This is a genomic window from Humiphilus diazotrophicus, from assembly GCF_059726315.1.
This window is the reverse complement of record NZ_AP040870.1, coordinates 691,632-705,581: the sequence shown is the minus strand read 5'-3', so window position 1 is coordinate 705,581 and position 13,950 is coordinate 691,632. Positions and strand designations below refer to the sequence as shown.

Here is a 13,950-nt window from a genome sequence, read left to right as displayed (position 1 = left end):
AATGGTGCGTCATATCAATGGATTAAGACAATCCATTGGTCCAATGACTGGCCCGTCCTGAATTGATTGAGGGAGGAAGCTCCTGGTTCGCAAAGTTCTCGTTTATGGGGTACTTGATAGTTTCTCCGGGGTGCGCTTGAAGAGGTGCTTCTGTCCGTCATCCCGGCAATCGGGATAGGTTGTCCTACCAGTTCAATTTCTGCTGGATACGGCAGAAAACAAATGATTTTTCAGCATTGAGCCTGTCATAATAATCACTAAAATTGAAATTTGAAACTGTTGCTCTATTGTAATTCTCCGGTATGATGGGTTGCCGAGAGCAAAGCACACGTTCTGTTGCCTCCTGCCGGTACAGGCATGGGCAGCAAACGACAGGAGCTTCAGTTCTAGGGATTTGGAGGCAGAGGCTCCCTTTTTTAGAAATTGCCTGCCCTGCGTAGTGAATAACTAGAGGGGAAATGGCGCTTCAGTCAGGAGCATCTGAAAAGAAAGATGGAAATACCAGCAAATGGCCGAGCTTTAGTGGCCATCGATTTAGGCGCACAGAGTTGCCGTGTTTCACTGCTTCGCTGGATCAACGGAGAACCGAGTTGGAAGCTCATCCACCGGATACCCAATGGCCCTGTGCAGACTCCTAAGGGACTCACCTGGAATCTGCAGGCTATTTTGAACTTCATGGACGAAGGCCTTCGGTTATGTGCGAAAGAAGCACCGGAAGGTATCGCTGCGGTCGGCGTCGACGGATGGGCTGTAGATTATGTGCGTCTTCTCGAGGACAGCAAACCAGCAGGAGACCCTTTCTGTTATCGCGACGAACGCACCGCCACTGCGGAAACCGATTTGCTCAAAATCGTGTCTCCTCAACATCTCTTCGAACTTACCGGAATACAGCCCTTACGTATCAATACTCTCTTTCAGCTCTATGCAGATCACCAGAAGGGTGTTCCTTCGGAGATGTCTTGGGTAAATCTTCCCGAATTCTTATTGTCGAGGCTGGGTGGAGAGCGCGTTTCGGAATACACCAATGCAACCCACACTCAACTGGTCGGTTTATCTTCCCGTGAGTGGAGCCAGGAGATCCTGACTGCGGCAAAGCAGGCAATTCAGGCTGCTCCTAAAGTTGTTCCTCCGGGAACAGTCATTGGCCGGATACAAGGATCTCTTGCAAAGGAGTCCGGACTGGAAGACGTTGCATTAATCGCTCCGGCATGTCACGACACTGCCTCCGCCGTAGCCGGCAGCCCGTTTTCCGGAGAGGACAAGACCTTTATCTGCTCCGGGACCTGGTCTTTGGTCGGGATGGTTGTAGAGAAGCCGGTCGTGACGGAAGAGGCCCGGTTAGCGGGATTCACGAACATTGGCGGACTCGATGGCCGCTATTGTTTCCTCCGCAATGTAAACGGCATGTGGATTCTGGGGCAGTGTATGGAGGAATGGTCAAACGCCGGGAAAACATGGGAGATCGCCGATCTCGTCGCGGCTTGTGAACAATTGCCGATCCCTTCTTTCTGTATCGATGTTGATGCCGAGGACCTTTCTCAGCCGGGAGCAATGCTGCCCCGGATCAATCGGCAAATTGTCGAGAAGGGCGGAAAACCGCTGTCAGCTTCTCCTGAAGCGGCTCCAGAGGTTGCGAATCTCCTTTTCCATAGCTTGGCTGCGAAATATGCCAAGGTATTGGCAGACATCAAGAGGTTTACCGGAACAAACTTCCATCAGGTATGTATTGTTGGCGGTGGCAGCCGGAATCAATATTTGAACCGGCTTACCGAACAGAAATCCGGAGTTGTCATCGTGACAGGACCTGCGGAGAGTTCTACGGTTGGAAACTTCGCAATCCAACTTGCCTGTCTTGCCGGAGAGCGCGGTTCCTTCGGTGTCAAGATCGATGCCGTTGCGCGCTGGGCAAATCTTTTAAATGGAGCAGTCTCGCAGTAGCTCCTGAGGAGATCGTGTGCGGAGAAGGGAGGGCCAGGCAGCCCTCCTCCCGTAGGTTTTTCACTAAAGAGGTCTCACATTTCTACGTTTTAAAGAGCTCCGCCGTAGCATGATTCTGTGGCGGAAACCGAACACCTGATCCCGATGGTCAGATGGGAGAGATTTCGTGATGTTCCATAAGTCATTTCTGCTGCGCTCCGGTACTGCAGCTTTCCTGTTAGCTTCGTTTACGGCTGCATTTTGCAATCAGAATGCATATGCAGCGCAACAGCAATATCCTCCTCTTACGGCTGAAGAGCTTGCCGGAATCGCTAAGGACAAGAGCCGTCATTTCGGCGACGATCCGGAGGATGGCGGTCCTTTGGCGAAGGATATCTCTTCAAAGCTCACCGTGCCTGAGGTGGATAAAGTAATTCGTAAAGTTGCAGATTGGGAACTCGATAAGTGGCAGCCTTACTACGATCTTATTTGGACCTCTAGCGTTCTTTATACTGGTTTTCTTGCCGCTGCCGATGCTACTGGCGATCAGAAATATCGGGACGCGATGCAAGCCGTAGGTGAAAAGTATCACTGGCAATTACGGAGTCATCTGCCCAATGCGGATAATCAGAGTGTAGCGCAGATGTATCTGGAGCTATATCTCCATAACAAAAAGAAGAATCCGGAATGGATCAAAACAACCCAGCAAGAGTTGGATGCCTTAATTACTGCTCCTGAAGATCCCAAGAGGATACCGTGGTGGTGGTGCGATGCTCTGTATATGGCTCCTCCTGTCTGGGTCAGAATGTATGCCGCAACAGGTGACAAAAAGTATCTGGACTACATGGACCAGCAATGGTTAAAGACCTACAACCTTCTTTATGACCATGACGAGCATCTTTTTGCTCGGGATGTGACCTTCCTCGATAAAAGAGAGCCGAATGGCAAGAAAATCTTTTGGTCACGAGGCAATGGGTGGGTGATGGGTGGTATCGTTCGCGTTCTTCAGCATATGCCGAAGAACGATAAGCGGCGGGCAGCATATATCGTTCTGTTGAAGGAAATGGCGGAACGCGTGAAGACTCTTCAGAATGAAGAGGGCCTTTGGCATGCGAGCATGCTTGATGCTAAAGATTACCCCTTGCCTGAGGTTTCAGGTTCAGCACTTTTCACCTATGCAATTGCGTGGGGAATTAATGAACACATTCTAGATAGAAAAACATATGCTCCTGTTGTCGAGAAAGCGTGGAAGGGAATGTTAGGACACATCTATGCCGATGGCCGGATTGGATGTATTCAGCAGACAGGCGCTGCTCCCGCGCATTACCGTCCAACTGCAAGTTATGATTACGGAGTTGGGGCCTTTCTCTTAGCGGGTTCCGAAGTCCGTCGCATGGCCGCACACAAATAGTTTTCCTTATCCGGGAGAAGGGCTTTTGATCCTTCTCCCGGCTCCCATCCTTTCATTCTCATCCTTTGCGGCATACTGCAAGCTGCATCTCTTCCTCTCTCGTTCTGTCCCACATAGCTAAAATGTTTTGGTTGCAGGTTGCATAAACAAAGAATCTGAATCAACGTCCGTGCACTGGAGACGGCTGTGCCGGTTTTGCTTTCGCTCACGTTGTTATAGAGTTGTAATCTGTTTGAGTTTTTGTGAAATTGGAGACTTAATGGCGATAATATCTGGCTGTGCCATTGAGGCTAATGACCTCGTCAAGACTTATCCCAATAAAGTTCGAGCTCTGGATGGACTTAGCTTTTCTGTAGAAGCTGGTAATATCTTTGCTTTATTGGGGCCGAATGGTGCTGGGAAATCAACAACTGTCAAAATTCTGAATACTCTATCTCGGCCCGATTCCGGATCGGCTCGTGTTGCTGGGATCGACGTTATTTCCGATCCGTCGCGTGTGCGCTTTGCCATTGGATGTGTGCTGCAGAAGTCTGGTGGCGATGTTTCCGCTACAGGGCGAGAGAATCTTATTCTTCAGGGAAAGATCTACGGCCTATCCGGAAATCCACTGAAGCAACGAGTCAATGAACTGCTCGATCGCTTTAATCTGGCTTCTTCTGCCGATCGGCTGGTGCGGACTTACTCCGGTGGCATGCAGCGAAAACTGGATATTGCGATGGGCTTGATTCATCGTCCCAAGGTTCTCTTTCTCGATGAGCCAACGACGGGGCTTGACCCGGAAGCCCGCTCGGAGATGTGGGAGGAGGTTTCACATCTGGCTTCCGGAGAAGGGCTGACAGTTCTGTTGACGACGCACTATCTGGAAGAGGCAGATCATCTTGCCCGTCGTGTTGCGATTGTGGATCGTGGGCGTGTGGTTGTGGAAGGATCTCCCGAGCAGCTCAAGAGTGAGCTCTTTGGCGATGCGGTACATATCGAGATGGCGGATGCAGTTTCGGAGGAGCGTGTTAAGGATGCCCTCGGATCACTTGACGGGATTGGAGAGATTGTCGTTTCCGGTCGATCTCTGCGCGCACGCGCCCAACATGGAGCTACGGCTGTTCCCTCAATGTTAACCACGCTGGAAGGGAAGGGGATCAGCGTTGCTTCTGTGCGCGTCAATCGTCCCTCCCTGGACGATGTTTATCTGCGGCATACGGGGCGTAGTTTCAGCGAGGCCGATCAAGGAGCCCAACAATGAGAGTTCTTTTGCATTCCTGGTGGATCGCAACTCGCCAGATCCGCGCTCTTATGCGCCAGCCCTGGTATATTGCTTTCACCCTTGTACAGCCAGTTGTCTGGCTCTTGCTTTATGGCCAATTATTCAAGCGTGTTGTAGAGCTTCCTGGTTTTAATGCCAGCTCTTACATCAGCTTTCTTACTCCCGGAATCGTGGTGATGACCGCAATTTTCTCTGCTGGGTGGAATGGTATGGGGATGATCAATGATTTTGAACGCGGCATTCTTGATCGCTTCCTGGTTTCACCTGTCAGTCGAGTTGCGCTTATCGGTGGTCGTCTTATCTCGATGGCCGTAGTGAGTACTATTCAGTCCATTATTTTGCTGGTTCTGGGCTTCATTATGGGGGCTCGTTTTGAGGGCGGCATTCTCGGAATACTAACTCTGATTCTGAGTGCAACCTTGCTCGCGATGCCAATTGCAGCATTCTCAAATGCTATGGCAATCACAATTCGTAAGGAGGAGTCGGTAATTGGCGCCTCTAATTTTTTGTTGCTGCCGCTGACCTTTCTCTCCCCGGTCTTTATGGCGAAGAATGTCATGCCAGGATGGATTCGAACGGTCTCGGCCTTTAATCCTGTTAATTGGAGTGTAGAAGCAGGCCGGGCAGCACTCGGAGCCAATCCCGATTGGGCATTCGTTTTGAGCCGGATGCTATTTCTGGTTGTCTTTGGAATTGTTGCCGCTGCAATTGCAACCCGGGCGTTTCGTTCTTATCAACGTTCTATTTAGACGATCTTTCCTTACCACGTTTGGGTCCATCGAAAACTCACGAGTTGGGCCGTACTTTCTACCCATTCCGCCACAGTAATTGGCGGAATGGGGACCTCGCTTCTCTGGCAGAGTAACCACTCTGTCCTCTGCTGCCGGTCCCTACTAAAACTAGTCTGTAAAGGTTCTAGGTCGAATATCAGTACCTATGGAAGAAGAGCATGAAAGATTTTGAAGGCAAAATAGCAGTGATTACCGGTGCGGGGAGCGGCATCGGGCGCGGAATCGCCGAACGGTGTGTCAGCTTGGGCATGAAAGTAGTTCTTGCCGATGTTGAAGAAGGCGGCCTTGCCGCAGCAGAAGCCGAGCTGAAGGCTATCGGTGGTACCGTGTTTAGCGTAAAAACCGATGTTTCCAATCGGGGGGATGTCGAACGCCTGGCAAGTAAAACGCTAGACGTATTTGGTGGCGTGCATCTACTGTGCAATAACGCGGGAGTTGCTGCGGGAGGAGCTCCCTGGGAAGCGACTTGGAATGATTGGGAGTGGGTGATTGGAGTCAATTTGTGGGGTGTGATCCATGGTGTCAAGGTATTCACGCCGATCATGCTTGCACAGAATACGGAATGCCATATCGTCAATACCTCTTCGACTGCGGGGATTATGGTCGGGGGAGGTACGGCCCCTTACTCAGTAACAAAGCATGCAATAGTCGCACTTTCAGAGAGTCTGTACTTTTCTCTGCAACAACGGAAGTCGCTCGTCAAAGTGTCGGTACTCTGCCCAGGTCTTGTGCGGACAAAGATTGCAACTTCCGAGCGGAACAGACCCGAGGAGTTGCGTGATGAACCGGCTCCAATGACTCCAGAGATGCAAGCTGGACGGGCTGCATTCAATGCTGCCCTTGAGGCGAGTATGCCGCCCCTACATGTAGCAGATGCGGTCTTTGAGGCTATTAAGAAGGATCAGTTTTATATTCTTTCCCATCCCGAATGGCTTGAAGCTGTCCAGCTCAGAACCGACAGTCTTTTGAAGATGGAAAATCCGCAAGATCCGACTCAGACGGTCATAAAGCTTCTTAATCTCAAACTTGGATAGCTGAGAGAGCAATTTTATCGGGGTAACCGGAGAATGCGCAGTTTGCAAGTATTCTCCGGCTACCCCGATAAAGCTTCAATTCTGCTGCTAGACAGCCTGGTCTAGCGGTGTCACCAAACTCTCCTTCGAAACGAGTTTGTGATCAATGTAGTTGTAGGGAGGGACTGTCTGTCCCCGCAAGATGCTGAGTCCTAGCTGGATCAACCGAGGTCCATAGGTTATCGGTTCGTGAGAGACGGATCCGATAAATGGACTCTTGGGATTCTTAATCTCTTCAAGAGCCTCGGGAATACAATCCTGTCCGGCAATCGCTACATGTTTTGTGCGCTTCAACGCGCGTACCGCCTGCAGGGCGCCTAAGGCGCTGGTGTCGGTTGCTGCCGCGATCAGAATGTGATGATCCTTCGGATGGCGATTCATGAAATCTTCGATCAGCTTGGCACTCTTTTCACGAATGCCCTTGCCATCCATGCGAACAAAGCACTCGACAGGCAGGTTAGGTATCTTGTTGCGAACACCTTCGAAGGCACCTGTGATGCGACTTTGTACTAACGGACCGGCACCTTCCAGATCGAGCCCGAGAATCCAATCTACCTTTCCACCCCATTCTGTGAGTGCGTGATTTGCCAGCAGCTCACCGGCTTCAACCCCTACGCGGAAGTTGTCGACTCCGAAGTAAGTTGCATGTGGGTGGGGAATGTCGATAGCGATGAGAGGTATATTGGCTCCTGCGATTCGGTCGGCGATGATCGGAGCTACACCCTGCTCGATCTGAAATTCGATGACCAAATCGACACTATTGCTGACGAACTCTTCGGCGTTTTTAAGCGCGATGTTGGCGTCATATTGGTTATCCAGTACCAATAGGTCAACACCTGCCTGAGCGGCTGCCTGCTGAAGGCTTTCCCTGACTGCTTCGGAGAAGGGCATTTCACTGCTTTGTCCGGCGAATCCAAACCTCATTTTGCGTGGACGAGTAATCAATCGGTAAAGACCATCTTGCGATTGAGAGAGGTATCCGCGATGAACAAAGGTCTTGAGGATTCGATATACCGTGGTTTTTGAGATATGCGTTCTCTGAAAGATCGCTTCCAGGGAAATCGGCTCCTTTTCTGCCTGCAGGAGCTCAAGGATATCCAATGCCTTGGAAAGGATTGGAATCAAATATAGGCGTTTCGCAGCAGCCTTTGGCACGTTCTCTGTCCGTTCTATGAATAAATTCGAAAGTTCAATATATACCCGATAAAGTTGTTCTTGGAAACACTGATCGCAACCAAGTCCAACAAGGGTTACTTCCAGGCGAACTTATTTCTTCCTGAAATGTCCTTGTGTTCTGGGAACTACAGGCGCCCAAGGCACGGGAGATCCCAAGACGATGGCTGTATTGGTGGCAACGTAAGGCATCAGAGAATCGATGACTACTTCGAGATGGGTTACGTCCTCAACAGCGGCTTGCAGAATAAACGATTCCGAACCCGTCACCCGATGGCATTGCAGGATCTCCGGAACCTTCTTCACTATGGATGCAAACTTCTCCAGCTTGTCACCCGCTACGCTTACCTTGATGAAAGCTCGAACCGTCAGGCCGACCTTCTCCGGTCTGACCTCTGCGTGATAGCCGGCGATAACGCCACTCTCTTCCAGGCGGCGGACTCGCTCGATAACTGCTGGAGTGGACAGGGCAACACGACGCCCCAGCTCTGTGAAGGGGATGCGAGCATTCTCCTGAAGACAGAGCAGAATTTTAGCGTCGATTTCGTCGAGATTCGGTTTTCCTTGCAAATCCGATCCTCAGAATTTTAGGACAGTGCTTTTCCGGAGAGGGAAGATTCTGTCGGAATCTACGAACTGCTCTTTCCAAAGCTCTCGATCCATTGCCGTTATTCTTTCCGAAGAATGGCATTCTTGTCGAATAAATTCAGGGCAACACTGCGATTTTCTTAATTTTTCACTGCCGTCAGCATCGGCATTGGCCGGGCATACCGGGCGCCGAATCCAGATAGAACCTCCGGTGCGGAGAGTAAGGACAGTGGCGTAATCGTGTCGCGTTGCTTATAGAGCTTTTGGAGCGAATCGGCTACATAGTTCAGGTGTGATTGGGTATATACCCTGCTGGGGATCGCCAGACGTACGAATTCGAATCTGCAGGGATGCGGGCCGTTCGCCGCAAATTTCATTTTGGCTGCACGAATTCCATAACGTATGAACAGTTCAATAGCAAGTGCCTGTCCTGGTTGATCCATCTCTTCGAAGTCCGGCAAGAAGGCTGTTGCGTCAAGAAAAACCGCATGCGCTCCAACCGGTTGGACAACGGGAAGGCCAGCTTCGGCGAGTTTTGTCCCCAGGTAGCGGGCAACAGCCATGTGGTAGGAGAGGTAACTCTCTTCGGTAGATTCGTAGAAGCCGACCGCCATTGCTTCCAGATGCTCGCCAGCGAGACCGCCATAGGAGGGATGGCCTTCCGAAAGCAAAACTCCTTCACGGAGCTTCTTGGCTACTTGCGAGTCACGTGTGCCCAGCAGACCTCCCATTGGCGACAGCCCGTCTTTCTTTGCGGAAAGGAAAAAGCCGTCGGCATAGTGAAACATCTCTTGCACAATGGAGCGGATGGAGCGCTTCTCGTATCCGGGCTCTAGCGCTTGAATGAACCAAGCGTTTTGGGCAAAGCGGCAGGCATCGAGATAGAGCGGTTTTCCGAAATTATTCGCCAGAGCTGCAGCTTCACGAATGTTTGCCATAGAGACAGGCTGGTCGGCGCAGCTGTTATTGGTAATCGTTAGCGTTACGAAAGGAATTCGCAGAATATGCTTGTCGAGACATTCATGCAAAGCTTTAAGATCGATGTTTCCCTTGAAGGGGTGAGGATCAAAGAGTTGTGCGCTTTCCGGGCAGGGCAGATCGAGTGCCTGCGCTCCGACGGCTTCAATGTTAGCCCTGGTGGTATCAAAGTGCGTGTTCGATGGAATTATGTCCCCAGGGGAGCAGAGACTGGAAATGAGTATCCTTTCAGCTGCCCGGCCTTGATGGGCCGGAAAAACATGCACAAAGCCAAAGAGGTCTTCGATACATCGTTGTAGCTTCCGGATGCTGCGATTTCCTGCATACGATTCATCTGCAAGCATCATGGCAGAACGCTGTTCCGTACTGAGCGCTCCGGTTCCACTATCGGTGAGCAGATCGATGAGGACTAAATCTGAGCTGATTTCGTATAGGTTAAAGTCGGCAGCTTTGGCAGCAGCTCTCCGCTCTGCTTCCGTGCTCATCCGGATTTTCTCTACTGCTTTGATTCTGTAGGGCTCAAATGGTAGTTCGCTCAACATGTTCGATCCTGAACAGAATCTTAGAGCCCTTTTCTGCGAGATTACATGGTGTATTTATTGTCTTTAACGGTAATTTGAAGAGACATTAAGAATAAAACGGGGAAGTGACTTAAATTTTAAGGTGAAGGGCCTCTGCTGATTTGTTTACGCTGTTTTGAAGCCAGGCATTCAGCTTTCGGAGGGATTTTGTAGCTCGAGTAGGAATGTGCGCCTGAGGAAAAGAGCAGTCCTGCTGAATAGCTCTTTCCCTCAGTTTGTTTTACCAGCTGCCTTGCTTGGCCCCATACCACCAGACCAGCCCCAAAGTTGCTGTATCTTGATGATCGGAGTAGATGCCTCTCTTGTCGGTTGTAAAGAAGAGCTGATTCGACCAGTCTCTTCTGTACTCCATTCGGGTCAGCAATCCCGGAGCAAGCTTGTAATCCCAGGTCGTTGTTATCTCTTTGAGCGCCTGATTGGTTGTGCTGAGGAAGTTTCGATCAGAGAGATACTCGCTACGGACGGTTAATGTTGAACGAGGATTGGCCTGATATTGAGCGTAGAACGCACCGCCAAGAATGTGTGTCGGCGCGCTCGATTGATAAACCCTGCTGATGCAGTAATCGACTTGTCCGGAAAGTGTGACCTTTTTGGTGACATTCCAAACCGCATAGGAGTCGGCAATATGCTGTCGGCCATCAGGACGGGAAATCGTGTTGTTCTCTACAGAGGTTGCTTGTTCCTGCCCGGTGTAGTAATTCAGCGCCCAGGTGAGAGATTTTGCTGGCCGTAATGTCCACAAGATCGCGGCGGATTTGAAGCCATTAAAGTCTTCCGTCTGTTGCGTTCCATTTACGATCCAGGCCGTAACCGTTGCCTTGGACGTCAGGTCGTAGCTACCGCGGAATCCTGTGTGATAGTAGGGCAGCATGCTGAAGAGGAGGCTGCGTGAGTAGTTTGCCTGATCCTTGGTATAGGTGCCTTCCAGCCCAAGGGTGCTGGACCATTTCCCGAAATCGATTGTGACCGGCTTCGGCGTTGGCAACACATAGGTGCCGTAGGCTTGAAAGAGATTACTGTAGCCACTCTGGTGAGAGGTGTTGGCTGCGTTTCCGCTGTCTTGCACGTTTGCCACTTGGCCAAACATGAGATCCACACGGGCACCTATTCTGCGGCCCACGGAGATGTCTGGAGGCAATTCAAAGATTGCCGCAGCTTGATTGATACTGAAGCTGTTGTGGGAGATGTCATACGCTCGTAGTGCGTTTGTCTGATCGTATGGACGTGCAAAATTGTAGGCATAGTATCCGTCGAAGGCGAAGTTGAACGTTACCGGGAAAGGTGATTTTTTCTCCGGCTCGACAGATACAGGCGTCGTCGCCAGTGCACGAGAGGCATCAGAGAGTGACTGTGCCGTAATATCGGACGTGGGCTCCTTCGGAGCATTGCCCTGAAGTGTGGCAACGATCTTTTCCAAGGTTGCAATACGAGCTGTTAAATCTTGAACTTGACGACGCAACTCCTCATTCGTCTGACCGTCCTGTGAGTTAGCTGCTTGCGCAGGCAGAGAATAAGCGGTAGCGGAGCTTAAGGCCAAAACTGCAACAAAAAGCAAAGTACAAATAAAGAAGGGCCGACAATTTGTCACTGAGGAAACCTGCTTGAGATTCGGCTCGCGAAGTAGTTTTCAATTTGTAATTGGAATACAAGAGAAATGGCAAGAAAGAAATTACATGCTCTCGGATTGCGAGAGGCAGATCTGCCATTGCTGTATATTTCTGCTACTCCTCCAGATCTGGAAATAGTAAGCATTCTTTTTCCGGTATGACAAATCTGAGCGTTTGCTGTTAAAAGCGTCAGATTAGGTACCCGAAAAAGTATTTAAGATTTTCGAATAGGGTGTAAACGAAAGAGTTTCAAAAACAACCCTTGAAGCATTGCCTGTATTGGGACGTTTAGAATCTTGATTCCTTTTGGCACGATTGAGAGCCCAAGCCCCCGTTAGGAGCCTGGGCAACTCCTTTTGCCTCTGACGAAAACTGATGGTGACTACGTTAGAGTCGTAGCCTGTGGCCGATTTTCTATGAAGAGCTGAAGAGAGCGGCCTTCGAGGAGAATCTTTTTCCCGTTACGGCTGCTTTTGAATGGATTCTCGATCTCGTTTGTATTGAGCATTAGTTTCCATTTGCCTCCACATGGGGTAGGAGGCAGAGCAAAGAGAACGGATTCGTGATGAGCGTTCAGCAAGATGAGGAAAGAATCGTCTTCAACTTTATTGCCTAGCTCATCTGAGATCTTTAACGTAGCGCCATTCAACATCAAACCGAGCGTTCTGATCCATCCGGCATTCCATGCGTCACCTGAGAGTTCTTTGCCATCGGTACCATACCATGCAATATCTCTTGCTTCGGAATTGTGAATGACGCGATCCTGAAAGAACTTTCTACGACGCAGATTGGGGTGGACCTTGCGTAGTTCAATCAGTTTTGCGGTGAACTCCAACAGTTTTGTTTTTGCTTCGTCGGGAGTCCAGTCATACCAACTGATCTCGCTATCCTGACAGTAAGCATTATTGTTACCTTTTTGCGTACGGCCGATCTCATCTCCACCTGAGATCATGGGAACTCCTTGGGATAGGATCAGCGTTGCCAAAAGATTGCGTATTTGGCGCTCTCGGGCATGCAGGATATCGGGGTCGTCCGTAGCGCCTTCAGCACCCATGTTCCACGAATTGTTGTCGTTGGCTCCGTCCTGGTTATTCTCCCCGTTGGCTTCATTATGTTTTTCGTTGTAGCTCACCAGGTCACGTAACGTGAAACCGTCATGGGCTGTTACGAAATTGATGCTGGCATATGGTCTGCGGCCGTCGTGTTGGTAGAGGTCGCTGGATCCGGTCAGGCGATAGCCTAAATCGCTGAGCTGTCCATCATCTCCCTTCCAATATCTCCGTACAGTGTCGCGATATCTTCCATTCCATTCGGCCCAGAGGACAGGGAAGTTTCCTACCTGATATCCTCCTTCTCCTACGTCCCATGGTTCTGCAATCAGCTTGACGTCGGCAAGAGTGGGATCTTGGTGAATAATGTCGAAGAATCCGCTCAAACGGTCGACATCGTGGAGTTCTCGTGCCAGCGTGGCCGCAAGATCGAAACGGAAGCCGTCGACGTGCATCTCCTGTACCCAATATCTCAGACTGTCCATGATGAGCTTGAGTACCTGGGGGTGGCGGACGTTCAGGGTGTTTCCTGTTCCGGTGTAGTCCATGTAGTAACGCGGATTGTCCTGCATGAGCCGGTAATAGGTAGAATTATCAACTCCTCTCATACTCAGCATTGGTCCCAGGTGATTGCCTTCGGCTGTGTGGTTGTAGACCACATCGAGAATGACTTCAATCCCTTCCCGATGCAGTGCTTTGACCATAGCTTTGAACTCTGCCACCTGGTTTCCGTTTTGACCGGAGGAACTGTAGCGGGAGTAGGGGCTGAAATAGCTTAGCGTATTGTAACCCCAATAGTTCCGTAATCCTTTTTGGACTAGATAGCCATCGTTGACAAAATGGTGGACCGGCATGAGCTCTACTGCCGTGATTCCAAGCTTCTTTAAATGTCGCAGACTGGCAGGGGAGGCTAGCCCTGCGTAGGTGCCGCGTAATGTCTCTGGAACATCTGGATTCTGGATACTGAATCCGCGAACATGTGTTTCATAGATGATCGAATCCGACAGTGGTATGCGCAGGGGACGGTCTTGTTCCCAGTCAAAATAAGGATTCACGACAACACACTTCGGCATGCCCGATGCTCCGTCCCGTTCATCGCGGTTGAGATCGGCATTTTCTTCTCCAAATTGATAAGGGAATACAGGCTGTTCCCAATCTACATAGCCACAGATTGCTTGAGCATAGGGGTCGACCAGAAGTTTTGCGGGATTGAATCGTAGACCTTTTTCCGGTTCCCATGGTCCGTGCACCCTATATCCATAGAGTTGTCCTGGTGGAATTCCCGGAAGATATCCATGCCACACAAAGGCTGTACACTCCTCCAGCGGTATTTTGTCTGTTTCTGCTCCCGATTCGTCAAAAAGACATAATTCTATTGCCGTTGCATGTTCGGAATAAATTGCGAAGTTAACTCCGGTGCCATCCCATTTCGCGCCGAGAGGATAGGGTTTTCCTGGAAGAAGAGTGATTCCCATTCTATTGGCATACCTTTAGGATCATTTATTGTTTGATGCGCTGGGG

Annotated in this window: 10 protein-coding genes; 5 read left to right on the top strand and 5 right to left on the bottom strand. The window is 50.3% G+C overall.

What is annotated here, in order from left to right:
- Window positions 1–492: 492 nt before the first annotated feature.
- From AC6I7T_RS04500 to AC6I7T_RS04480, 5 genes are all read left to right on the top strand, one after another.
- A complete protein-coding gene (locus AC6I7T_RS04500; RefSeq protein WP_497792118.1) occupies window positions 493–1,938 on the top strand; it encodes a rhamnulokinase in 1,446 nt (481 codons plus the stop codon).
- 169 nt (window positions 1,939–2,107) lie between these two features.
- The gene (locus AC6I7T_RS04495) at window positions 2,108–3,328 is read left to right on the top strand and encodes a glycoside hydrolase family 88/105 protein (RefSeq protein ID WP_497792117.1); all 1,221 of its coding nucleotides are present in this window, start codon (window positions 2,108–2,110) and stop codon (window positions 3,326–3,328) included.
- A 259-nt stretch (window positions 3,329–3,587) separates the two neighbouring features.
- A complete protein-coding gene (locus AC6I7T_RS04490) occupies window positions 3,588–4,568 on the top strand; it encodes an ATP-binding cassette domain-containing protein (RefSeq protein WP_497792116.1) in 981 nt (326 codons plus the stop codon).
- The gene (locus AC6I7T_RS04485) at window positions 4,565–5,338 is read left to right on the top strand and encodes an ABC transporter permease (protein WP_497792115.1); all 774 of its coding nucleotides are present in this window, start codon (window positions 4,565–4,567) and stop codon (window positions 5,336–5,338) included. The genes AC6I7T_RS04490 and AC6I7T_RS04485 overlap by 4 nt, the downstream gene beginning before the upstream one ends.
- Before the next feature lie 200 nt (window positions 5,339–5,538).
- Window positions 5,539–6,414: an SDR family NAD(P)-dependent oxidoreductase gene (locus tag AC6I7T_RS04480; protein ID WP_497792114.1), complete on the top strand. Its 876-nt coding sequence runs from the start codon at window positions 5,539–5,541 to the stop codon at window positions 6,412–6,414.
- An 87-nt stretch (window positions 6,415–6,501) separates the two neighbouring features.
- Here AC6I7T_RS04480 and AC6I7T_RS04475 read toward each other — a convergent pair whose 3' ends face one another.
- From AC6I7T_RS04475 to glgX, 5 genes are all read right to left on the bottom strand, one after another.
- Entirely contained in the window at window positions 6,502–7,608 is a 1,107-nt protein-coding gene (locus AC6I7T_RS04475; RefSeq protein ID WP_497792113.1) for a substrate-binding domain-containing protein, read from the bottom strand.
- A gap of 111 nt (window positions 7,609–7,719) precedes the next feature.
- The gene (locus AC6I7T_RS04470) at window positions 7,720–8,196 is read right to left on the bottom strand and encodes an Lrp/AsnC family transcriptional regulator (RefSeq protein ID WP_497792112.1); all 477 of its coding nucleotides are present in this window, start codon (window positions 8,194–8,196) and stop codon (window positions 7,720–7,722) included.
- A gap of 158 nt (window positions 8,197–8,354) precedes the next feature.
- Window positions 8,355–9,734 carry a tryptophanase gene (locus AC6I7T_RS04465; RefSeq protein WP_497792111.1) on the bottom strand — a complete coding sequence of 460 codons (1,380 nt, stop codon included), beginning with the start codon at window positions 9,732–9,734 and terminating at the stop codon, window positions 8,355–8,357.
- A 259-nt stretch (window positions 9,735–9,993) separates the two neighbouring features.
- Window positions 9,994–11,361, bottom strand: coding sequence for an outer membrane beta-barrel protein (locus AC6I7T_RS04460; protein WP_497792110.1), 1,368 nt, complete (start codon window positions 11,359–11,361; stop codon window positions 9,994–9,996).
- A gap of 401 nt (window positions 11,362–11,762) precedes the next feature.
- On the bottom strand, window positions 11,763–13,904 hold the full coding sequence (gene glgX, locus AC6I7T_RS04455; protein WP_497792109.1) for a glycogen debranching protein GlgX: 2,142 nt from the start codon (window positions 13,902–13,904) through the stop codon (window positions 11,763–11,765).
- Between the last annotated feature and the right edge of the window lie 46 nt (window positions 13,905–13,950).